Source organism: Novosphingobium profundi, from assembly GCF_018491765.1.
Taxonomy (GTDB): Bacteria; Pseudomonadota; Alphaproteobacteria; order Sphingomonadales; family Sphingomonadaceae; genus Novosphingobium; species Novosphingobium profundi.
The window spans coordinates 106618-128311 of the sequence record NZ_JABWCU010000019.1 but is presented as its reverse complement, the minus strand read 5'-3'; the positions used below and the strand labels follow the sequence as shown (position 1 = coordinate 128311).

The 21694-nt window shown below is 64.0% G+C and carries 17 protein-coding genes; 8 read left to right on the top strand and 9 right to left on the bottom strand.

Annotated elements, in window-relative coordinates; translation table 11 throughout:
* Positions 1-113 precede the first annotated feature (113 nt).
* Positions 114-695 carry an anti-sigma factor gene (locus tag HT136_RS20665; protein WP_214201743.1) on the top strand — a complete coding sequence of 194 codons (582 nt, stop codon included), beginning with the start codon at positions 114-116 and terminating at the stop codon, positions 693-695.
* Positions 696-778: 83 nt separating this feature from the next.
* On the top strand, positions 779-1339 hold the full coding sequence (locus HT136_RS20660) for a fasciclin domain-containing protein (protein ID WP_214201742.1): 561 nt from the start codon (positions 779-781) through the stop codon (positions 1337-1339).
* 349 nt (positions 1340-1688) lie between these two features.
* On the opposite strand, the gene HT136_RS20655 is transcribed toward HT136_RS20660, so the two are convergent.
* The 7 genes from HT136_RS20655 to HT136_RS20625 form a co-directional block, all read right to left on the bottom strand.
* Positions 1689-2048 carry a hypothetical protein gene (locus HT136_RS20655; RefSeq protein WP_214201741.1) on the bottom strand — a complete coding sequence of 120 codons (360 nt, stop codon included), beginning with the start codon at positions 2046-2048 and terminating at the stop codon, positions 1689-1691.
* Between the two features lie 94 nt (positions 2049-2142).
* On the bottom strand, positions 2143-2739 hold the full coding sequence (locus HT136_RS20650) for a hypothetical protein (RefSeq protein ID WP_214201740.1): 597 nt from the start codon (positions 2737-2739) through the stop codon (positions 2143-2145).
* Positions 2740-3540: a TIGR04255 family protein gene (locus tag HT136_RS20645; RefSeq protein ID WP_214201739.1), complete on the bottom strand. Its 801-nt coding sequence runs from the start codon at positions 3538-3540 to the stop codon at positions 2740-2742.
* 301 nt (positions 3541-3841) lie between these two features.
* On the bottom strand, positions 3842-4762 hold the full coding sequence (locus tag HT136_RS20640; protein WP_214201738.1) for a hypothetical protein: 921 nt from the start codon (positions 4760-4762) through the stop codon (positions 3842-3844).
* On the bottom strand, positions 4759-5565 hold the full coding sequence (locus HT136_RS20635) for a HipA family kinase (RefSeq protein ID WP_214201737.1): 807 nt from the start codon (positions 5563-5565) through the stop codon (positions 4759-4761). Before HT136_RS20635 ends, HT136_RS20640 begins: the two co-directional genes overlap by 4 nt.
* 581 nt (positions 5566-6146) lie before the next feature.
* Positions 6147-6305: a hypothetical protein gene (locus HT136_RS20630; protein WP_246544012.1), complete on the bottom strand. Its 159-nt coding sequence runs from the start codon at positions 6303-6305 to the stop codon at positions 6147-6149.
* A 187-nt stretch (positions 6306-6492) separates the two neighbouring features.
* On the bottom strand, positions 6493-6852 hold the full coding sequence (locus tag HT136_RS20625) for a hypothetical protein (protein ID WP_214201736.1): 360 nt from the start codon (positions 6850-6852) through the stop codon (positions 6493-6495).
* Between the two features lie 338 nt (positions 6853-7190).
* Here HT136_RS20625 and HT136_RS20620 point away from each other — a divergent pair, with 338 nt between their 5' ends.
* The 4 genes from HT136_RS20620 (at position 7191) to HT136_RS20605 (ending at position 14269) form a co-directional block, all read left to right on the top strand.
* Complete coding sequence (locus HT136_RS20620) at positions 7191-8297, top strand: hypothetical protein (protein WP_246544010.1); 1107 nt, start codon at positions 7191-7193, stop codon at positions 8295-8297.
* A gap of 262 nt (positions 8298-8559) precedes the next feature.
* Positions 8560-11961 carry a glycosyl hydrolase 2 galactose-binding domain-containing protein gene (locus HT136_RS20615; RefSeq protein ID WP_214201735.1) on the top strand — a complete coding sequence of 1134 codons (3402 nt, stop codon included), beginning with the start codon at positions 8560-8562 and terminating at the stop codon, positions 11959-11961.
* Between the two features lie 2 nt (positions 11962-11963).
* Positions 11964-12773, top strand: a complete 810-nt coding sequence (locus HT136_RS20610; RefSeq protein WP_214201734.1) for a GDSL-type esterase/lipase family protein — start codon at positions 11964-11966, stop codon at positions 12771-12773.
* Positions 12770-14269 (top strand): carboxylesterase/lipase family protein, encoded by a 1500-nt coding sequence (locus HT136_RS20605; protein ID WP_214201733.1) that lies wholly within the window; start codon positions 12770-12772, stop codon positions 14267-14269. The genes HT136_RS20610 and HT136_RS20605 overlap by 4 nt, the downstream gene beginning before the upstream one ends.
* Positions 14270-14284: 15 nt before the next feature.
* Here the strand turns inward: HT136_RS20605 and HT136_RS20600 are convergent, their stop codons facing one another.
* Both HT136_RS20600 and HT136_RS20595 read right to left on the bottom strand, forming a co-directional pair.
* Complete coding sequence (locus HT136_RS20600) at positions 14285-15205, bottom strand: ROK family protein (protein WP_214201732.1); 921 nt, start codon at positions 15203-15205, stop codon at positions 14285-14287.
* Between the two features lie 209 nt (positions 15206-15414).
* Positions 15415-16590, bottom strand: coding sequence for an ROK family transcriptional regulator (locus HT136_RS20595; protein WP_246544008.1), 1176 nt, complete (start codon positions 16588-16590; stop codon positions 15415-15417).
* Between the two features lie 381 nt (positions 16591-16971).
* On the opposite strand from HT136_RS20595, the gene HT136_RS20590 reads away from it, so the two are divergent.
* Together HT136_RS20590 and HT136_RS20585 are read left to right on the top strand one after the other, a co-directional pair.
* Positions 16972-20052 (top strand): TonB-dependent receptor, encoded by a 3081-nt coding sequence (locus HT136_RS20590; RefSeq protein WP_214201730.1) that lies wholly within the window; start codon positions 16972-16974, stop codon positions 20050-20052.
* Positions 20053-20156: 104 nt separating this feature from the next.
* Positions 20157-21689, top strand: a complete 1533-nt coding sequence (locus HT136_RS20585; protein WP_214201729.1) for a tryptophan halogenase family protein — start codon at positions 20157-20159, stop codon at positions 21687-21689.
* Positions 21690-21694: the final 5 nt, after the last annotated feature.

The window sequence follows — 21694 nt, the reverse complement described above, 5'->3', positions numbered from 1 at the left end:
CACTGAGTAAGTCCATGCTGATCACTCCACGACCCTCCGACTGGCAGTCGGAGGCGAGGGAAACATGGGTCAGTTCTCAATGGTAATTTATACGCGTCCCGGGTCACTTCTCAGTGGCAATCAACACCGCATGGACCGAGCGCCTCGCGCCACTCGGCACCGGCTTCGAGGAACAGCCTTCTCCAGCGCTCTGGCCCGCAATCCAGCGCCGTCTTGGTTCAGGCGATGACGTTCGCATTCAGCGGGAGCTCCGGCGCTGGCGCCTGGGTGCGATCGCCAGCGGCGCATTGGCGGCATCGCTGGCCGCGCTCATCGTCCTGCGCCCGGCACCTGCACCGGTAGAGGTCGTCCGCGCACCGGAGCGGTTGGCGGTCGCGCAACTGGGCGCCGACGATGCACCGGCCCTGTTCGCGGCGAACTACGATCCGGTGGACGGCGTCCTGCGTATCCGTGCGATGCGCCTGCCGGGCAGTGCCCTGGCTCCCGAACTCTGGGTCATCCCGGCTGACGGGGTGCCTCGCTCGCTGGGCTTGGTGGCGCCGTCCGGCGTCAGCAGGGTCGCCGTCCCCGCAGGCCGGCAGGGCCTGCTGCAGGATGGAGCGACCTTGGCAATCACGCTCGAACCGCGCGATGGAGCGCCACATGACGCGCCAAGCAGCACACCGATCGCTGCGGGAAAAATTTCGACGATCTGAACCGGCGATGCATCCGCCGCGAACCTTGGGCCGTAGCTCCTCGCGAACCCCGCATTTCGGGGTCGTTGGAGAAGGAAGCCAGGATGCCAAACTTCAAGAAGATCGGTCTCGTCGTCGCAGGGTCCACCCTGCTCGCCACCGGTGCCGTCGCGGCCACGAAGCATTTCCCGATGGTTGGCGGGGCGGAAATGTATCCGACCAAGACCATCGTCGAGAACGCGCTGAACTCCAAGGACCACACCACTCTGGTCGCTGCCGTAAAGGCTGCCGGGCTGGTCGAGACGCTGTCGGGGCCCGGCCCGTTCACGGTTTTCGCACCGACCAACGCAGCTTTCGCCAAGCTGCCTGCGGGCACCGTCGAGACGCTGGTCAAGCCCGAGAACAAGGCCAAACTGACCTCGATCCTCACCTATCACGTCGTCGCGGGTAGAATGAGTGCGGCGATGCTCGCTAAGAACGCCGGCATGCACAAGGGCAAGGCCACGCTCACCACGGTTCAGGGCGAGAAGCTCACCGTCACCAAGGGCCCCGGCGGTAGCTGGTGGGTGGTCGATGCCAAGGGCGGCAAGGCCAAGATCACCATCGCCGACGTCAACCAGTCCAACGGCGTGATCCACGTCATCGACAGCGTGCTGATGCCCTGATCCCTCTCCGCCGGCACGTTCCCATGTGCGTGCTGAGCCGGGTGCCTGCCGCCGTCTTCCACCCCGCTGACGGCGGCAGGCACATCCCCTATAGGCGCGCAGGAGTAATCGCCTGAGGCTGCGGCGAGGCCGAGTTTTACGCCGTAGACCTCACCAAATACGACGCAACCAGTCACCCGGACGAGTTGCAACGCCTAGCAAGATCGACCCTTCTCAGACGCTCAGCGGTCGATCTCAGGTTTCTACGACCGGACGGTCCGCTTGCCTTCGCCGCATGAACAGAGCCGGACAGCCTAAAGACTGTCCGGCTCTGTTCATTGAGGTGTCTAACCGGACATTCGGTCCGAATTTACTTCGCCAGTAGAATTTGTTCCGCATTTTCGATGATTGTGGCCCGAACCTCCATCGCGTCCTCGTCGCTCATCGCCCCATCGTGTGAGACTGCTATCGCATGAGCGTCATTTGCAGGTACACCATTCTCAGCTTTTGTCGGATCATCGAAGACACAGATGAGACAGCCATCCTCGTCTCGGATATTGCGGAGGATCGAACAGGAGAATTGAAACCCACCACACCACTGCCGCCCCTCTTGCATGGCGGACAAAGCGTTGCAGAACTCTGCCAAGGCTGCTGCATCGACTTTCTGTGTTCGAACTAGAGACAGGCCTTTGTTGGCGATGTGCGACGGTGGAAACACCGACGGCTTCAACCGGCCCCTCTTATCAAGATGTGTGGGTGAGAACGCAGCTCGATAAAGCGGTTCGCTATCAGCAACCGGTCCATGTGGACCGCGCGCCTCAGCTTCACACGAGCACCTCATCGAAATGATCCACCTGTGCGAGAAACCGCAAAACGCATGCAGGCACGGGTTCGGCCTCGTTGACAGCCTCTTTGCCTTTGATTTTCAAGTTGCCAGACTTGCCAAAGAAAGTGCACTCGCCCTGCCCCCTGAATCCGATATCGAGATATATATTCGCGTCGTGCCAGAAGAATCCTACCTGGCCGTCACTTGAAACCATTGGTTCAGGCAGATCAACAAACGGCGGCAGGCTTTCAACGAAATGAATAGCTTCGTCGATTGCCTCACGAGACGGAGCAATATCATCGTCTGCGCCGTCCCAGCCATTTTCTAGCCGTTCGTATTGGCGCAATTCGTCAATGAGCAAAGCCCGCTCATCTTGAAAGTAGCCGTCATCGCTGATCGCATAGGCTGGCTGCTCTTTGTCGGCCGCATGGACTGCGGGAGTCAGCATAGAAGTGGCCGCAAGGATTGCTGCCCCAGCGAAGTAAGTCACTCCTGCCCGGGCGGGGCTGTGAATTGAACGCTCTACGCTTGGCAAAGACGAAATCGACCAGTTGTCGGTCTCGTCAGCACATGCAATTGCGGCGCTCACTTCCACTTATGCCCCCTTGTTGAGTGAAATCTTATCCTGCGCATTCTGATTGATTAACGTTGCAAGTATGGTTTTGTTCTTAACATGGAGATCATCGAGCGTTAGGTCCACCAAGCCTCTTATACTTTCTAATGTTGGCAAGCCGCTGTTCTCAAATTCTGTTCGCAAAACGGTGTCGATCTTGACCTTCGGACCTGCCTGATCTTCGGTCGCATCTAAGTGAATGCGCTTCAAGATCCGGTGAGTTGGCTCGGCATCGGGAAATTCAAATTCTCCTTGATGATAGTGCCAAGACTTTGAAGCTGGCCGAAACCCGTCCGCGTAGAAACCCGAACCGCGATTGACCAAAAGATCAATGTCATATTCCTGCACGTCGCCATCCCAGACGAAGGTGTCGATGTATTGAAGGCTAATCTGGGATAGGAGATTGCTTTCGTCAATTACGAGCCCCAGCACCTTCTCCAGCAGTGACTTCGCTTGGCGAGACACCGCATCCCATCGAGAGTAGCTTAGGCAGTTCACCGCAAGCCAATTGTCACGAACTTGCAGTTGCCAATCCAGCGAACCATCACGCTTGAAAGACTTGAAGACCACGGGCCCTGCAGGCGGAGGCGCTTGATCGGGCGGTGCATCGCCAAACGCGATCTGGATCACATTCATGCGTTCCAGCTTTGGAAGGTCCGACTTCCAAAGTGAATGATGCGCGACGACGCGTTCAAGCACGTCGGGTGTGAAATTGTGGGCGAACCCGACAATGAACACGACTTCTTGGATAGCGTGCCGCTCTCCGATTGGCTTAAATGGCATTGTCTGCGCTCTGCATACGGACTGAAGCCGCTCCCCACATTTTATTGCGATCTATCATGGTGCGATGGCGATTGAAAGAATGCGCATGAAGTGCCTACGCGATGGATTCACCGCCATCAAAAAGGGTCCTACCGAGAGCCCGCTTTAGGAAGGGCGATGCCCAAGCGTCAATGACCGATTTGGCGCCTGGCGGCCATTCCCGCCGCCGGCATGTAGTGGCCCTTCCGTGCCTGACCCATTTTTGACGTTCAGGTGCCGACTGGAAGCTAGGCTGGCAGTGGTACTCTGATTGAATTCGCCTCTATGATGCTGCCCCGGCCTCACCCGAGATAACCCGCTGCCCGATAGCTTCGATTGAAGGCAGCGGGCGGAGGCGCAGCTCTTCTTGATCAGCTTGTTCCTCAAGAGCAATATGAGCATCTCGAAGACTTGCGTGCTGGCGCGCAGTAAACATCGGGTCATTGTGATCCGGCATAAAGACGATCATTTCATGCTGGCGCTTCAGAAATGTTTCAGTCTCGCTATCGCGCTTGACCTTGAGATCCCAAAGTCGCCGCTTGATGTGGCCCACAGAGTTCGCAATTTTGCCGGGCTGTAAGGTGCCAAAGTTGGCCACAAACTTAGAACCATCAAAATCAATGCTGACTTCATGGCTCTTTTTGCGGCGTTGGGCTCCGATCAAATCCTGCCTAAAGAAGCGCGAAGCGTTGGGCTCTCGCTGGATAACATAATCCATTACCAAGCGAGGTAGTTTATCTACACCGTCGACAGAACCCGAAGCGGGGTCATTCAATATTTCGTCGCCCGCATCGATTTCGTCCGGCTTGTACAGCGATGACATCGCCGCCATCCAACTCGCCGCAATCGCAGCAAGACTTTGCCCCTCGGCATCGCGCTTCTCGCCGAGATGCACGCCGGTTACTCGCGGATTGGCTTTCGTGAAGCTCTCAGTGCCTTTTTCGGCAAATTCGTTGGACAGCTGCTCTAGGGCGACGACGGACGCGAAAATTGCCGCTTCTGCGTTCTCCCCATACAAGCAGCGCAGGCGTTCGAGAGCGTTCGCCTGAGCAATTGCAAAACCAGTTTCGTTCGCAGCAGCCACCCCAATTACGAGCCTCTCCGAAGATCCTGCCATCGGAGTTAAAAAGATGGGCGCCCAATGCGCCCTTACAAAGCCGCGAACCTGCGGAAATGCGTCGAGTTTCAGTGAGATGTTGGTCATATGAAGCTCGGAACGCCTAGGGCTCGGTTTGTATAGTATGCCACATATGAGCAGCGATCACGAAGAAAGTCCCGCAGCGCCGCGATCTCGTCGGATGGCAAAAGCTGATCGACCATGCTGCTTCGGATCAGTCGATCTATATCGAGCTTGGGGATGACACTCTCCAAGCTCGCGGCCTCGCCAGCTCGCATTTTCCGGTCAGGCTCATCCATGGATGGCGTGAGCCACTCGGACAGCCGATGCCTATAACCGTATTCGGCTTTCAAATCCGCTGATTCCCAAACCGGTCCTGTGAAGGTGTGTCCATGATCGATGAGCCAAACCTCCTTTGGGTTACCAAAAAGAAGGTTGCCGGCGTGTCTGTCTATGTTCGCAATCCACGTGTCATAGCCGTAACACCGCCCAAGGCCCTCCCACGAAATTATGGAGGCTAGTAAGCTTCCCATTGCGCCTCGATCTTGCTGATATTGAAAGACGACACTGGGCACCTTAACATCTGAACTGGCAAACATAATTCTGTTGCCGTCTTCTAAGCGGGGCGCCTTGTTCAACGAAATTACGTCGGGGCGAGCCAGCGTGAGGTACACATTTGGCGTCGGCAGTCCCACTGCGCGAGCCATCGTAGACGCGAGCAGCTCATTGGCGAGTTGCCTGAGATCCAAATCCTTGACGATCGCCATAGCCGTAGATTCATCTGGGAGACGAATCTGAGCGCGATAAGTCTCGTTCACATTACCGGCGGTAAATGGTGTTGCGCCAGCTAGCAGCGTCGCAATACCAACACCGGGATTCCCTTGGTCCATCGTACTATCCGCTCGAATCACAGAAGCGGTGGCCTACCATCAAATCGCTTCGCTTTTCATAATAATAAAAACGGCCATCTAGAGCGGTTTACGATCAGATTGCATCAGATCGACCGCTCTAGCTTGTTGTTTTGACGCATTTTCTGAACCGTCAGGTGATTCCACCGGACTGGAAAATGCTCTAAACGGCAAAATCCCGCCTCCCGATGCTTCCAACAACATTACCTGTAGCAGTGCCTGCGACAGGTCCCCAACTGAACTGGCGCGCTTGTGTCTACTTAGACGGAACGTCTGGACACGCGCGGCGTCGAGAATCTACGGTACAAACTCCGAAGCCGACTGCCGCAAAGGTCCCAGGGCGGGCCGCTGACTTGAGCTCGCGTCACCGCAAAGGGAGTGTCGGCTTTCCTGAGGTGCTCGCCAGTAAGCCGACGGTCGCATAGGTCCCAGGGCGAGCCGTTGGGCCGACGTAGCGCAGCCCCGGAGTGAGGTCAGCTTACCTTGGCCCGCCACTCCAAAGGCGACTGTCGGCTTGTCCCAGCGTCCTGTCCTACCGCCGCTGGCCGTATTCCACCGCGCGTTCAGCCGTTGATCACGATCGAATATTCAAGGCGCACGTCATCAAGCAAGATTTCGATCGCAGCGCGCTGTGCATCCGTGCCGCTGAGCCGGACATCCCAGTTGCAATGGGGTGCGTCTTCGGGTCGCGCAGGATGACCTTGCCAAGCGCCCGGCGCCATGTCTGCGACGTACCTCCTCTTTCCCGGACGAGGCGCGTTACAAGCAGATTTTCGAGGTCGGATGCCGTCATAGGCACCGCTTAACCGTTGCTCGCGGCTAGTCAGACAGAGCCTCTCAATCCGGGGCACAGATCACGGGCCGGCCTCGGAGCAACAAGTCCAACCCCGCGCATCCCGGCTACCGTATTCACTGGTAGCGCAGCCGGTTTTCGAAGCCTTCATTCGCCTTGGCCATCTTGGCGATCTTTCGCAGGATCGAGCGGACATGCCGTTCGACACGGCGATCGTCGTGGATCCCTGTTATCCGAAAGTCATCCTGGTCCAGCAGTTGCTTGATGGCCTGCGCAAACGAGGCCTGGTCTCCCTCGCGCCCGGCGAGCCTCAACTTTCGGCACACCCACTCCTCGGCGGCCGCCTTGTCGTATTCGTCCTCGGCGCCGTACCCTCGTCTGTCAGCCGCCGCCTGATCGCGAGACGCCGCCTCGATGCGCGCCTCCAGCCAGTTGGAAACCAGCTCCTTGTCCCACGGTTTTGGCGAAGCGCTCATCGAAAACTCCCGATCGGATAGGGCACGACTACGGCGTCGCCATTCGCATCGACGAGACCGACAGCCGTGCCAGTCATGACGAGCGCCTAGCAGGTGCACGCGAGCAAATCGCTAAAATGCGAAACCAATTTGATTTCATGCCAGCCTCTTTCCCCGTCCGCGCAACAAACTCTCGCGCTCCCTCTCGCCGCGCGCCCGCTTGCCCTTATATGACGCAGGCCTATTCCAAAGCCAAACCTGTGCATCGCATCAGGAGCTTTCCCCTTGCGCGCCATCCACGACCTGTCCGGCCTGGTCAAATACGCTGGGCGCGAACCTTGGAAGACACGGCTTGAGGCGTGCCTGGAAGAACATTTCGGACCGGCAGCCGACGAGCTCGAGTCGATATCGACGAACTGCTCGACAGCGTTGGCCCGCACTGGGAAGGCCCCTTGTGGGGCTGCGCGTTCGAAGATCTGATCGGACGCGAGTTCGGTGGCGAAAATTTCGCCGACGATTACCTGAAACGGCGTGGCTGGAACGAAAAGGCTTCCGTCAAAGCCTATATCAAGGCCCTGCGTCAGACACCGATGTCACTCTACGAAGTGAGCGACATCGTGCCAGGCAAGTCGATGCGCCTGCGCGATCTGCTTCAAGGCGGCGAGCCCGACCCGGACTTTGATTTCGACGTGACCGACCGCGCGGTGCTGCTGCGCCACAGCGCGCCCCTGATCACCTCTACGTGGCTGCTGGACGCTGCCGGTGCCATGCGGCCGGCCCTGCCCGATCTGGTCAACAGCGACGGCGATGACATTCTTTTCCATCGCCTGGTTTTCCCATTGCCCAAAGGCGTGACACAAAAGCAGATCGCAGCCCGTTTCCAGACCCTGCCCACCTTGTCGCCCGCTTGCGCCAAATTTTGGAATTGGCTGGAAGACAAGCGCGTCAAATCCCGGCGGCCCGCGCAGCCCGGCGCGCAAGTGCTGGCATCGACCATGGACGATGGCTCGACAATCCTTGGAAATGCCGAGCTGGCGGGACGTTTCCTGACGATCGAGGTCAACAGCGCCGAACGCGCGCAGCGTGCCCGGGACCTCTTCATCCCCTTGCTGGGCGATCTGGTGCAGGCACCGTTGACCGAGATTCGCACCGTTGCCCAGATGATGGTGGAACAACGGCAGGAGCGCGACGAAACCGCCGAGCCGGAGATCCCTGCCACGGAGATGCAGCGCATCGTTCGCGACATGATGGACCGACAATACCGACAGGTCCTCGACGAACCAGTCCCCGCTCTGGGGGACAAGACGCCGCGGCAGGCCGTCAGGACCAAGGCCGGGCGCGCGCAGGTGGTGGAATGGCTGAAGTACCTGGAGAACGGGACCGGCAAATCCGGCAACGAACAGATGGCCGGTTACAGCTTTGCCTGGATGTGGAAAGAATTGGGCGTAGCCGACCTGCGGCAATAGACCGGCGTGGCCATGTCGCACGAGTTGCAAAGGCTCGGCAATGGGCGGGCCAATCCTGCCCCATGACCTAGCGCGATAGTCCCTATTCTTCGCATCGCGCTCGAAGCCGCAGTCTGGAAAAACTGATTGGCTGTCAACGGACACGGCGGCACCACAAACCGCGCGGCGTGAATATATAAAAACATTTCTTTTAATATGCCCCGGATGTGCCTAAAACAGCCGCGAGCCAATTATGGCCACGCGAAAATGGGAGGTGCTCGGGATGCTTAGAGGCACAAATAGATTCGTTGCATGGACGACGACCGCGCTTGGCGCGGCTTTACTTGCTCCCGGCGCGCAGGCCCGGGATGCCGGACCTTTCGATCTCGTCGCCATTCCCGCTGCACCGACGTGGTCGACCCCGATCGAGCTTGCCGCGCCGGATTGGACGCTTTCGGGCTGGGTGCGTCTCGACGGGCCAGCCGATACCGCCGACCTGCTCGCGCTGTCCGGAGACACGGGGCCCTCGCTGACGCTCGGCCTGGCCGATGGCCGGCCGCTGCTTTCCACCGCCGACAAGCGCGCCCAGTCGAAGTCTGCCCTCACGCCCGGCCGCTGGCACTTCCTGAGCCTGGTCGCGAGCGCGCAAGGTATCGCGCTGGTCGTCGACGGCAAGCCCGCCACGCGCCTCTCCGCCCCGGCTGCGGGGCCCTTCTCGCATCTCGATGTCGCCCCCTCGCAGCGCCCTTCGGGTGCCGTCGCGGCGCATTTCGCCGGTTTGCGGCTCGAGACCAGCACCGTGTCGCCCGGCACGCTCGCCGAGCGCGCCAAGAGCCCGCCTGAGGCGGCGCTGATCCAGTTCACGCCGACGAGCGCGCACTGGTTGCTGCAGACCCGCCAGATGGAAGGGACCACCGCGCCGCAGCCATCGGGCACTCTGCCGAGCAGCGCGACCCCGCCCGACGCACCGGTCGCCAAACCGCTGGGCGAACGCCCCGCGCTTGTGTCCGATGGGCCCGCGCGCTGGACGATCGGTGACTGGTACCTGGCCCAGGCCCCCGACATCACGGGCGAAGGCTCGGCCATTTCCCGCCCCGGTTTCACCAACGGCAAATGGTACGCCGCCACGGTGCCCGGCACGGTGCTGACCACCTTCATCGATCGCGGCGTCTATCCCGATCCGACGCGCGGGCTCAACAACCTCGCGATCCCCGAGAAGCTGGCGCACCAGGACTACTGGTACCGCACCGAGTTCGAGCTTCCCGCCGAGGCTGCCCGGCGCAAGCTCGAACTGCGCCTCAACGGCGCAAATTACGCAGCGCAAGTATGGGTCAACGGCACGGACCTGGGCACCATGACCGGCGCCTTCATCCGCGGGCGCTACGATGTTTCCGCGCTCCTGAAGCCCGGACGCAACGCCATTGCCGTGCGCATCTCCCCGCCGCCCCACCCCGGTCACGCGCAGGAGGAATCGCTGACCTCGGGCGTGGGCGAGAACGGCGGCGCGATGATGCTCGACGGCCCCACGTTCGGGGCCTCGGAAGGCTGGGACTGGATTCCCACCATCCGCGACCGCGAGACAGGACTGTGGCAGGACGTCCAGTTGATCGCTACCGGCGCGGTGCGGCTTGGCGATCCCCGGATCGTCACCACCCTGCCCCGCCCCGACAATTCGCTCGCCGAAGTCGAGATTTCGGTCCCCGTCGAAAACCAGACCGACACCGCGCGCAGCGTCGAGGTTACCGCCCGCTTCGACGAGGTTGCGCTTACCCGCAAGGTCACCGCGGCGCCCCATGCCACCACCTGGGTCCGTTTCGATCCGTCGAGCGATCCAGCCCTCGCGATCCACGACCCAAAACTGTGGTGGCCCAATGGCTACGGCGCGCCCAACCTGCACACACTCCATCTCGCCGCCAAGAGCGACGGGGAGACTTCCGACACGCGCGACGTGCGCTTCGGCATGCGCCAGGTCACCTACGAGATGTCGCTGGTGGATGAGGAAGGCGCGCTCGAACGCGTCGCACTCGATTTCCAGAAGGCGCGTCAGGAAGGGCGCGCGCTCGTCGATATCGACCATTCGGCCATCCGCGAGGTGCGCGGGGGCTGGTCCTATTCCTTCGCCAAGGGCGCCGAACATGCCCCCGCCGTCACCCCGATCGCGGGGGACGAGGGGCTCTCGCCCTACCTGGTGATCCGCGTCAACGGGGTGCGCATCGCCGCGCGCGGGGGCTCGGTGGGCATGGACGATTTTCTCAAGCGCACCGACCGCGCGCATCTCGAGCCCTATTTCAAGCTCCAGCACGACGCCCACGTCAATGTGATCCGCAACTGGGTGGGCCAGAACACGCAAAAGAGCTTCTTCGACCTAGCCGACGAATACGGCCTGATGGTCATGAGCGATTTCTGGGAATCGACGCAGAACTACAACATCGAGGCCGAGGATCCGGGCCTGTTCATGGCCAATGCGCGCGACGTGGTGCAGCGTTTCCGCAACCACCCCTCGATTGTCCTTTGGTTCGGCCGCAACGAAGGCGTGCCGCAGCCCATTCTCAATCGCGGGCTCGACGCGATGCTGCGCGAAGAGGATGGCACGCGCCTCTACATGCCCTCGTCGAACACCATCAACCTGCACACCTCGGGCCCATACAACTGGCAACCGCCCGAAAAGTACTTCACCGAATATTCCAAGGGCTTCGCGGTCGAAGTGGGCACGCCTTCGTTCCCCACGCTCGAGGCCTGGCAGCGCGCGATTCCCGAGAGCGAGCGCTGGCCGATCAGCGACACCTGGGCCTACCACGACTGGCACCAGACCGGGAACGGCGCGGTCAAGACCTTCACCGGCGCGATGGACGCCGAATTCGGCGCGCCGAGCACGCTCACCGACTTTGCCCGCAAGGCGCAGATGCTCGAATACGAAAGCTACCGCGCGATCTTCGAGGGCATGAACGCGGGGCTGTGGACCACCAATTCGGGCCGCATGCTGTGGATGACCCAGCCTGCCTGGCCCTCCTCGGCCTGGCAGATCTTCTCGCACGACTACGACACCCACGGCGCCTTCTACGGCATGAAGAAGGCTTCCGAAGCGGTCCACGTGCAGATGAACCTGCCCGACCACAAGGTGATCCTCGTCAACAACACCCTTGCCGACCTGTCCGGAATGAAGGTGACCGCGCGGGTCGAGGGGCTCGACGGCAGCGAACTCACCCGCCAGAGCGCCACGCTCTCCGCCGCCGCGCAGCAGCCCGCCGAAGCCTTCACGCTCGATCTCGCCCCGTTGATGGCCAAGGGGCCGGTGCTGGTGCGCCTCGAGGCGACGGACCCCAGCGGCACGCGCGTTTCGGACAACTTCTACTGGCAGGCCGCCAGCCCCGAAGCGCTGCGCGCGATGAGCGCCCTGCCCGCCGTGGCCCTCCAGGGCACCGCCCGGAAAAGCGGCGAGGGCGCCATCACGGTGTCGCTCACCAACCCGCAAAGCCACGCGGCCATCCAGACCAAGCTGACGCTTTTCGGCGCCGATGGAACCCAGATCCTGCCCGCCTACTTCACCGACAACTACGTCTCGCTGCTGCCCGGCGAGACGCGCGAGGTTACGATCACCGCCGCGCCGCAGCAGATGGGCGAAAACCTGCAAGTCCGGCTGCGCGGCTTCAACGTGACACCCCAGACCATCGCCGTGGGAGAATGACGATGTCCGCCCGCCGCTTCCCCCTCGCCGCGCTCTGCGCCCTCGTCGCCTTCGCCACGGCGCCCACGCCCCTGCGGGCCCAGACCCAGGCCCAGCCACAGGTCACACCGCAAGTCACGCCGGCCGATCGCGGCCAGATCGAAGCCGAAGAGCGGCTCCACACCGACTGGGCCTGGACCGCCCGCTACCGCGAGGCCAATGCGGCGGAGCTTGCCTCGAGCGCGCGGCCACGCATCGTGCTCCTGGGCGATTCGATCACCCAGGGCTGGTACGATCTCGACCGCGCCTTCTTCACCCCCGGGCGCATCGGGCGCGGAATCGGCGGGCAGACCACCTCGCAGATGCTGCTGCGCCTGCGCCAGGACGTCATCGACCTCAAGCCCGACGTCGTCCAGATCATGGCCGGCACCAACGACATCGCGTCGAACACCGGGCCGATGACCAACGAACAGATCGAAGGCAATTTCCGCTCGATGGTCGAATTGGCGCAAGCGCACGGCATTCGCGTGATCCTCGCCTCGATCCCCCCGGCGGATGAGTTTCCCTGGCGCCCGGGCCTCGACACGGGGCCACGCATCGTGCGCCTCAACGCCTGGCTCAAGGACTATGCGAAGCGGACCGGCTCGGTCTATGCCGACTACTGGACGGCGCTGAAGGGCGAAGGCCTGGGCGCCGCGCCCGGCCTCACCAAGGACCACGTCCACCCCACGCCCGAGGGCTATGCGGTGATGGACAAAGTGGCCGAGGTCGCGTTCCGGGCCGCGCTCGCCAAGCCCGCGCCGCGTCCGCTGGCCAGCGCGAAAGTGCCATGAGCCTGCGCCGTGCGCGCACGCGGGGCCTCCTCGCCGCGGCGCTCGGGTTGTCCGCGGGGGGCGCGATCGCGGCGGAGCAACTGCCCCCGCCCCGCGTCCACACCCAGGCGGGCGAGATCGAGGGCCTGCGCGGTGAGGACGGGCGCGTCCTGTTCCTGGGCATTCCCTTCGCCGCCCCGCCCATCGGCGCGCGGCGCTGGCGCCCACCGGCCCCGGTCGCGTCCTGGCACGGCGTGCGCGAGGCCCGCCACGAAGCCCCGGCCTGCAGGCAGATCGACTATGGCTGGAACCACGCCGCGGCCGCCAACCAGTCGGAGGATTGCCTCTATCTCGACGTCGCCAGCCCCGAACTGCACCCCGCCCACCCCTTGCCGGTCATGGTGTGGATCCACGGCGGCGGCAACCGCGGCGGAAGCGGTGCGGGCACGGTCCGTTCGCCGCTCGTCGCGCGCGGTGTGGTGCTCGTCAGCCTCCAGTACCGCCTCTCCGCGCTGGGTTTCCTGTCGCACACCGCGCTCGGTCCCCACTCGGGCAACTACGCCCTGCTCGACCAGCAGGCCGCCTTGCGCTGGGTCCAGGCCAATATTGCACGCTTTGGCGGCGATCCCGGCAATGTCACGATCTTCGGGGAGAGCGCAGGCGCGCAGGACGTCGGCCTGCAACTGCTTTCGCCCGGCGCCCGGGGGCTCTTCGCCAAGGCCATCGCCGAGAGCGGTACCCCCGGCTTCGGCCTGCCGCCGCGCACGCTCGCGCAGAACGAGGCACTGGGCGAGACGATCACCCGCGCCGCCGGCGCGCCGCCCCACGCCAGCGCCGCGCAGTTGCGCGCGCTGCCCGCCGGAGCGCTGATCGAGGCCGCCGAACACACCGACGTCCCCAACCTCGACGACGACAGCTTCATCTGGCTCCAGGCCGTGGTCGACGGGAGCGTCCTGCCACGCAGCCCCGCCGCCGCGCTCGCGCGGGGCGACGGGACGGACATTCCCCTCATCATCGGCAACAACTTGCACGAACTCGGCCTCTACGGGAGCCCCGAGCGGGCCATTGCCCGTGGCTTTGCCGAGAATGCCGACACGGCGCGAACACTCTACGGCCTTGCGCCGGGCGGCACGCCGCCCACCGATCTGAACCTTCGGCTTGCCAATGACCTTACCTTTCGCTGCCCCTCCCTCCACGTCGCCGCCCAGCGCGCGGCGCGCGGCGGTGCGCGGACCTGGCACTACCAGTTCGACCTCGACGGGCCGGACGGCGCGGGCGTGACCCATGGTTCGGAAATCCGCTATGTGCTGGGCGCCGAAGGCGCGGCACCCGATGCACCGGCGCCGCTCGCGGCTTACTGGGTGAACTTTGCCCGTACTGGCGACCCCGAGGGCGCGGGCCTGCCCGCCTGGCCGCGCTTCGGCGCACAGGGTCACACGCTCGAATTCACGCGCGCGGGGGCCAAACTCGTGACCGGACTGAACGCGCCCATCTGCGCCTTGCGCGCGGCGCCCTAGAGACGCGCGGGCGCGTCAGCGCGAGGCCAGGACCTCCTCGCGGCTCCACAGGAGCGCAGCGCCGCGCACGCCCGAGCTGTCGCCCCAACGCGCTTTGGCCACGCGGCCGCTCCAGCCTCCCGAGAAGCTGCGCGCGCGCACCGCCTCGGCCAGCCCTTCGTAAAGCGCCTCGACATTGGACATGCCCCCGCCCAGCACGATCACCTCGGGGTCGAGCAGATTGGCAACAATCGCGAGGGCACGCGCCAGGCGATCGCGGTAGCGGTCGAGCGCCTGGCCCGCGGTCGCGTCCCCCGCCTTCGCGGCGGCCACGATCGCCTCGGCCCCGCGCGCCTCACCCGTCAGCTCACGGTAGGCGCGCTGGAATCCGGTGCCCGAGATCCAGCTCTCGATGCACCCCTTCTGACCGCACCAGCACGCAGGTGGCGGCAGCTCGTCGGCTTCGGGCCCGGGCAGGGGCATGTGCCCGAGCTCACCGGCCAGACCGTGCGCGCCGCCGAACATCGTGCCGCCGACCACCAGACCGCCGCCGCAACCGGTACCCACGATGAGACCGAACACGCTGCCCGCTCCGGCGGCCGCACCATCGACCGCTTCGGAGAGGGCGAAGCAATTGGCATCGTTCGCCAAGCGCACCGCGCGCCCCATGCGTTGCTCGAGATCGCGTTGCAGCGGCCGGCCATTGAGATAGAGCGTGTTCGCGTTGCGCATCAGGCCGGTTTCGGCCAGTGCGGAGCCGGGCGTACCGATCCCCACTCCGCCGGCCTTGCCGAGGCGGCTCTCCAATTCCTCGACCTGCCCTGCCAGGACCGCCAGCGCACCTTCGTAGCTGCCGGGCGTTGCCGTGCGAATACGGGTGAGCACGTTGCCCGCAAGGTCGAGCGCTGCCGCCTCGACCTTGGTGCCACCGAAATCGATGCCGATCCGCACGTTCATGCCGCGGCTCGCCAAATGACGGGCGGCGTTGCGTCCCGATCGTCCGCCCGAACCGTCGATCTCGTCCCGACGATGGTGCCCTTGGCCATAGCCTCTTCCCTCCAGCCGCGCGCATGCCGCGCTGTTCCTTGTGCCGGACATGATGCGCGGGAAAGGACATTAACTCAAATTATTTTTCTTAAAATTCCTCAAGGGGGGCGCGAAGCGGGTCAGGAGCGCTCCGCCTGCATCAGAATCGCATCGGATGGCAGCAACTGGTCCTGGAACGGCAGCAAGGCCGACCCGATGGCGGGCGCCGCGCCGGCCATGCGCGCAGGCCGGACCGGGACCCGGTTGGGCATGGCGACTTCGGCGAGCGCGGCATCCACTCGCGCGCAGAGGCGCTCGATCAGGAGCGCGGGCAGGCGGCCGCCGACGAGAATCACCTCGGGATCGAGCAGGCACGAGACCGCAACCAGCGGCGCGGTCAGCGCGCGCGTCGAATCGGCGATCCAGCGATCCACGCTCGTCGCCGTCACCGGATCGAGCGCGAGCAGGTCGTCCAGCGCGGTCATGGGCTTGCCGGCCTCTTCGAGGCGCTGCGCGATCGCCGAAAGCGAGACGGTGTCCTGCACCACCGCGCCCGGATGCCCCGCGCCGGGATCGGGCATCAGTCCGATTTCGCCGCTGCGCGCGCGGGCGCCTCGGTAATAGCCGCCATCGATCACCGGAGCCCCGCCAAGCCCTGCGCTGACAAGCAGGTAGAAGAAGCTGCCGATGCGTTCGCCACCGATCCCCTTGGCCTCTCCGAGCGCGGCGGCCGCGGCGTCGTTGTCGATGTAGATCGGCCAGGGCATGACTTCACCGAGAAGCGCCGGAAAATCTGTTTTATTCCATATTTCAAAAGCTTCAGGCCGGTGCGGAATGGCTATGCTGCCAAGTCCGTCGGGCCGCGCGACGCCGACGCCCAAGACCCTCTCGGGCGACACCTTACCCCGCTCCATGAGCTGGGGCAGTTCCTCCTCGATGATCGCGACGACGTCGCGCGGCATCGGAAAGCGCACTTCGCGCGTAACCGTGCCACGCACCGCTCCGGCGATGTCGAGAAGTGCGAGCGTCACATGGTCGCGGTCGATGTTGAGACCGACTCCGAAGGCGCCGTCGGGATTGATCGCCAGGCGCAAAGCGGGCTGGCCACGGCTGCCATGGTGTCGCCCGGCGTGGGTGATCAGCCCCATGTCTTCCAGTCGCGCGGCGATGTTGGCGATCGTCGGCGCCGTCAGGCCGGTCTGCTTGACGAGCATCTGGCGGGTCGTCTCGCCGGCGAGTCGAATGGCCTGGAGGACGATGCGCTGGTTGTAGTCACCTGCGCGGGCAAGATTCGTGCCCGAAAGAGAGATGGACAAACGCTGCGCAAAGCCCTGCCGCGGCGCCAATGTTGCTTCTTCGTTATTCGGGATTTTCTGGCCTGCCTCTCCGCGCGAAGCGGCAGGAATACTGTCTTTCATCGGCACGAACGCTCTCCTTGGACTCCATTATCTACCTCCATTCGTTGCCGTCGAGTAACAAAAATTAAATTATTTAAGTTGACGGCACTCGGGAAACTGCAGATGATCGGTACTCAGGGCACGAGGCGGAAAAAGACGACCCGTGACCCCGGATCGACGCGGCAACGCGAGCCTGTATGCGGCACGGGCCGGATGCAGACACCCGCAGCGCCTCGCCTTCCACCGAGAAAAAAAGATCACCAGCGCAGGAAATGCGCACCAGGAGAGGAGTTTGGGGGTATGATCCGCCACAATTGCGTGCATCGAGCCGCCCTGTTTGCCGCGACATCGTTCATTACCATCGGCCTGTGCCAGAGCGCCTGGGCGCAAGCCGCACCGGCACCCGACAGCTCGGCCCAGAGCCCCGCGGACGACGGGAACTGGTCCGATGATCCCGCTGCGGCTCAGGCGATCATCGTCACCGGTATCCGCGGTTCGCAACGGCGTGCGATCGAAACCAAGCGCGAGGCGACCTCGGTCGTCGATTCGATTTCCGCCGAGGACATCGGCAAGCTGCCCGACGTGACGATCTCGGACTCGCTCCAGCGTATCCCGGGCGTCCAGATCCTGCGCAGCGCGGGCGAAGGCTCGACCATCAACATCCGCGGCCTGCCGCAGGTCACGACCCTGCTCAACGGCGAGACCTACCTCGGCGCGCAGTCGATCACGACCGTCCAGCCCAACTTCAACGACATTCCCTCGCAGCTCTTCTCGGGCGCCGACGTCATCAAGTCGACCACCGCCGACCAGCTCAACGCCGGCATCACCGGCACGGTCAACTTGCGCACGCGCCGTCCCTTCGACCTCAAGCCCGGCCTCACCCTCGCGGCCGCCGCCGAGGGTGCCTACGGCGACAAGGCCAAGCACAAGTTCGATCCCAACTTCAACGGTCTGATCTCCTGGCACAACGACAACTTCGGGGTCATGCTCTCCGCCGCCTATTCGGACGTGCGCCTGTCGAACTCGAAGAACGGTATCCAGAGCGGCTACGGCGTCGCGCTGCACAACGAAGGCACCGCCGATGCCACCTCCACCGGCGGCTTTTCGCCTTCGTGGCGCTCGCGCGGCACGCCGGTGGCCGGCGGGGTGGACGTCAACGGTGACGGAGATGCCAACGACGCCTTCTTCGTGCCGCAGGGGTTCCTTTCCTCGCACGAGATCGACCAGCGCCAGCGCCTGGGCATCAATGGTTCGATGCAGTGGATGGTCAACGACGCGCTGACGTTGAACGGCGACTTCTTCTACACCCACCAGGACGAGCACGACCGCACCGTCGGCATCGAGATGCAGGACATCAACTGGCAGGCGGCGGAATTCGTGCCGGGTGTCTCGCGCGATACCGGGGCGACGACGGTCGGCTCGGACGGAAACACCTACAACATCAACACCGTCCAGCAGTACAACTACGACCTCGGCAACTTCGACGCCAATTCGGGCAACTTGCGCTACCAGTCGCAGTCGCAGAACTACAACCTCGAGCTCAAGTACGACAACGGTGGCCCGTTCACCGCCTCGGTTCGCGGAATCTACGGCAAGGCCCACCAGTACTTCGACCAGAGCTACATCCAGTTCAGCCTGAGCAACGGCGCGCAGTGGCAGACCGACGGCATCGGCCACTATCCCAGCGGCGACCGCGTGTTCAACGAGAACGGCTACACGGTGAACACCATCGCCGGGCTCGACTCGCTGCCCGCCACGGTCGACTTCTCGGGCAATCAGCCGGTCTTCACGCTGCCGTCCGCGCTCACCAGCGAGATGGGCGATATCAACAACTACGCGCTCAAGACGATTTCCTCGGAAGGCAACTACCGGCGCAAGGCCGACCTCAAGGTCCTGCGCGCCGACGGTGCCTACGAGGCCAGCCCGGACATGAAGATCAGCTTCGGCGGGCGCTATTCGGAGCGTTCGGTCGACAATTTCGCCTTCGATCGCGCCGCGCCGCTCTACGCCGGCGATGCCAGCAATCCGGCCGGATGCCTGGTGAAGTGGAAGGCCTTCGACGTGCCGATGAGCGATTCCAGCTGCAGCGCGGGTGACGCCTCGGGCTATTACACCGCCGGACTGACCCGCAAGGCGAGCGACTCCAGCTTCAACAACATGGTCAAGCTCTACAATTCGGGCGTGAAGGGCATCCCCTCGTTCTACGCGCTCGATCCCTCGGTCATGGACAACGTGCTCGACTTCCAGAATTCGTTCTATCCCGGCAACGTCGAGGTGATGAACCCGGGCGCCTCGTTCAAGGTCGGGATCAAGCAGATCTCGGGCTATGCCCAGATGGACTTCCGGGGCGAATTGTTCGGCATTCCGATGACCGGCAATGGCGGTGTCAAGGTGATCAACACCCGGCTCGACATCACCCAGTACGTGACCGGCAGCCCGCAGCCCTATGGCCTTGCCAACACGCTGGCCGGTTCGGTCGAGACCAAGCGCGACTTCACCGACATCCTGCCCGCGCTCAACCTTGCCTTCGAACTCTCTTCCGACGTCAAGCTGCGCTTCGCCTTCGCCAAGACGATGACGCTGCTCGACCTGGAGCAATGGGGCGGTGGCCTCACCCCCAACTACGCGATCGACACCAGCGACCCGGGCAATCCCGTGTTCCGGGTCACCGGCGGCAGCCAGAGCGGCAACCCCCAGCTCGATCCCTGGCGCGCGATGAACCTCGACGCCTCGCTCGAATGGTACCTGGGCAATGCCAGCATGCTGAGCCTGGGCCTGTTCTACATCGACGTCGACAGCTTCATCCAGAGCGGCAACATCACGCGTGACGACTTGCCCGACAACGACGGGGTGGTGCGCGGCCGCACGGTCACCATCAGCACCCCGGTGCAGGGATCCGGCGGTACGTTGAAGGGCCTTGAAGCGGGTGCCAAGCTGGCGTTCAGCGACATGGCGTGGATGCCCGACTTCCTCGGCAACTTCGGCGTCGACACCAATTTCACCTGGTCGCCCTCGGACTCGGGCGAGACCGACCTGGCCGGCAACAAGATCCCCTTCCAGGACAATTCCGAGTTCCAGACCAATGCGGCGCTGTTCTACCAGGACTCGCATTTCCAGGCCCGCGTCGCCTGGAACTACCGCTCCAAGCGCGCGGTCCAGTCCGACTTCGGCGGCATCGCCGGGCTCGAGCTCTACCAGGCGCCGACCAACTACGTCGATGCCTCGGTCAGCTACGACATCACCCCCGCGGTGACGATCTACGCGCAAGGCTCGAACCTGACCGGCGAGTACGAGCACTACTACATCACCTGGCCCGACGAGAACGCGTACAACAAGATTTTCGAACGTCGCTACACGGCCGGTGTGCGCATGAAGTTCTGACCGTCCCTCCCGGGCGGGCCCCCGCCCCTCCTCCAACAGGCGGGGGCCTTGCCCGGAGCGCAGGTCAGACCAGGAAAAAGACAAAGAGAGGAAGGGGCGCAAACATGCCGAGCGATCCGATTGGCGCGATCCTCATCGTCGGAGGTGGCAGCGCGGGCTGGATGACGGCCAATCTCCTGGCCACCCGCCTCAAGGGCCTGCCGATTGCGATCACCCTCATCGAATCCGCCGAGATCGCCACCGTGGGCGTGGGCGAGGCCACCGTGCCCGCCATCCGCGACTATCTGCGCGCGATCGACGTCGATGCCTTCGAAGTCATGCGCGCCAGCGAAGGCACCGTGAAGCTGGGCATCGCGTTCGAGGACTGGGCCGGGCCAGGCACCTCGTTCTTCCATCCCTTCGGACGCTTCGGGGTCGATGCCTTCTCGGTGCCCTTTCACCAGTACTGGCTCAAGCAGCGCGCGCACGCAGACCCGACCCCGCTTGGCGACTATTGCCTGCCGATCGCGGTCGCCCGCGCGGGCAAGGTCCTGCTCCCGCCCGACCGGCCCGCCAACGACCTGGGCGTGTTCGACTGGGCGTTCCATTTCGACGCCGGGCTCTTCGCGAAATACCTCAGCGCCCGCGCGCAGGCCACCCTTGGCGTCACGCGGATCGAGGGCACTGTCACGCACGTCGAACGCGACGGTGAAGACGGCAACTTGCGCGCCGTCACGCTCGCCGACGGGCGCCGCCTCAGTGCCGACCTGTTCATCGACTGCTCGGGCTTCGCCTCTCGGCTCCTGGGCCAGACGCTTGGCGAGCCCTTCGAGGACTGGAGCGACCTGCTCCCGTGCGACCGCGCCGTGGCCGTAGCCTGCACGCAGGAACTCGAACTTTCGCCCTATACCCGCTCGCAGGCGCACGAGGCGGGCTGGCAGTGGCGCATCCCGCTCCAGCATCGCGTCGGCAACGGCTACGTCTATTCGAGCGCGCACCTTTCCGAGGACGAGGCCTGTGCCAAGCTGCTCGCGCGGCTCGAGGGCGCACCGCTTGCCGACCCGCGCACGATCCGTTTTCGCACCGGGCATCGCCGCAAGGTGTGGAGCCACAACTGCGTCGCCATCGGCCTGGCCGCCGGGTTCCTCGAGCCGCTCGAATCGACCGGCCTGACGCTGATCCAGAGCGGCATCGAGCGCCTGCTCGCGCACTTCCCCGACCGTGGCTTCGATCCCTCGCTTGCCGACGAGTTCAACCGCATCACCCGCCTCGAATACGCGCGCATCCGCGATTTCCTCGTGCTCCACTACTGGGCCAACCGCCGCCATGGCGAGCCCTTCTGGGACGCCTGCCGCGCCCGCACCCTGCCCGAGAGCCTCGCCCAGCGCATCCGCGCCTTCACCGGGGCAGGCAAGCTTCCGCGCTTCGAATGGGATTCCTTCCAGCCGCCCAGCTGGCTGGCCATGTTCGCGGGTTTCGGCCTCCTCCCTCCGCGCCACGACCCTCTCGCCGACCGGCAGTCGAGCGCCGACCTGGCCCAGAGTTTCGCCCGCATGCGCGAAGCCATCGCCAGGGCCGCCGCGCTCGCCGTCCCCCACGCCCAGTTCCTGGCCGAATGCGGCGCGGCCACGCGCCCCGCGCACGCCGTCCCCGCCTGAGACCG

Excerpts from the sequence above, each read along its gene's own strand:
- HT136_RS20660 (WP_214201742.1), top strand. The coding sequence starts at position 779 with ATGCCAAACTTCAAGAAGATCGGTCTCGTCGTCGCAGGGTCCACCCTG.
- HT136_RS20645 (WP_214201739.1), bottom strand. The coding sequence starts at position 3,540 with ATGCCATTTAAGCCAATCGGAGAGCGGCACGCTATCCAAGAAGTCGTG.
- HT136_RS20640 (WP_214201738.1), bottom strand. The coding sequence starts at position 4,762 with ATGACCAACATCTCACTGAAACTCGACGCATTTCCGCAGGTTCGCGGC.
- HT136_RS20635 (WP_214201737.1), bottom strand. The coding sequence starts at position 5,565 with ATGGACCAAGGGAATCCCGGTGTTGGTATTGCGACGCTGCTAGCTGGC.
- HT136_RS20630 (WP_246544012.1), bottom strand. The coding sequence starts at position 6,305 with ATGGCGCCGGGCGCTTGGCAAGGTCATCCTGCGCGACCCGAAGACGCA.
- HT136_RS20625 (WP_214201736.1), bottom strand. The coding sequence starts at position 6,852 with ATGAGCGCTTCGCCAAAACCGTGGGACAAGGAGCTGGTTTCCAACTGG.
- HT136_RS20615 (WP_214201735.1), top strand. The coding sequence starts at position 8,560 with ATGCTTAGAGGCACAAATAGATTCGTTGCATGGACGACGACCGCGCTT.
- HT136_RS20610 (WP_214201734.1), top strand. The coding sequence starts at position 11,964 with ATGTCCGCCCGCCGCTTCCCCCTCGCCGCGCTCTGCGCCCTCGTCGCC.
- HT136_RS20605 (WP_214201733.1), top strand. The coding sequence starts at position 12,770 with ATGAGCCTGCGCCGTGCGCGCACGCGGGGCCTCCTCGCCGCGGCGCTC.
- HT136_RS20600 (WP_214201732.1), bottom strand. The coding sequence starts at position 15,205 with ATGAACGTGCGGATCGGCATCGATTTCGGTGGCACCAAGGTCGAGGCG.
- HT136_RS20590 (WP_214201730.1), top strand. The coding sequence starts at position 16,972 with ATGATCCGCCACAATTGCGTGCATCGAGCCGCCCTGTTTGCCGCGACA.
- HT136_RS20585 (WP_214201729.1), top strand. The coding sequence starts at position 20,157 with ATGCCGAGCGATCCGATTGGCGCGATCCTCATCGTCGGAGGTGGCAGC.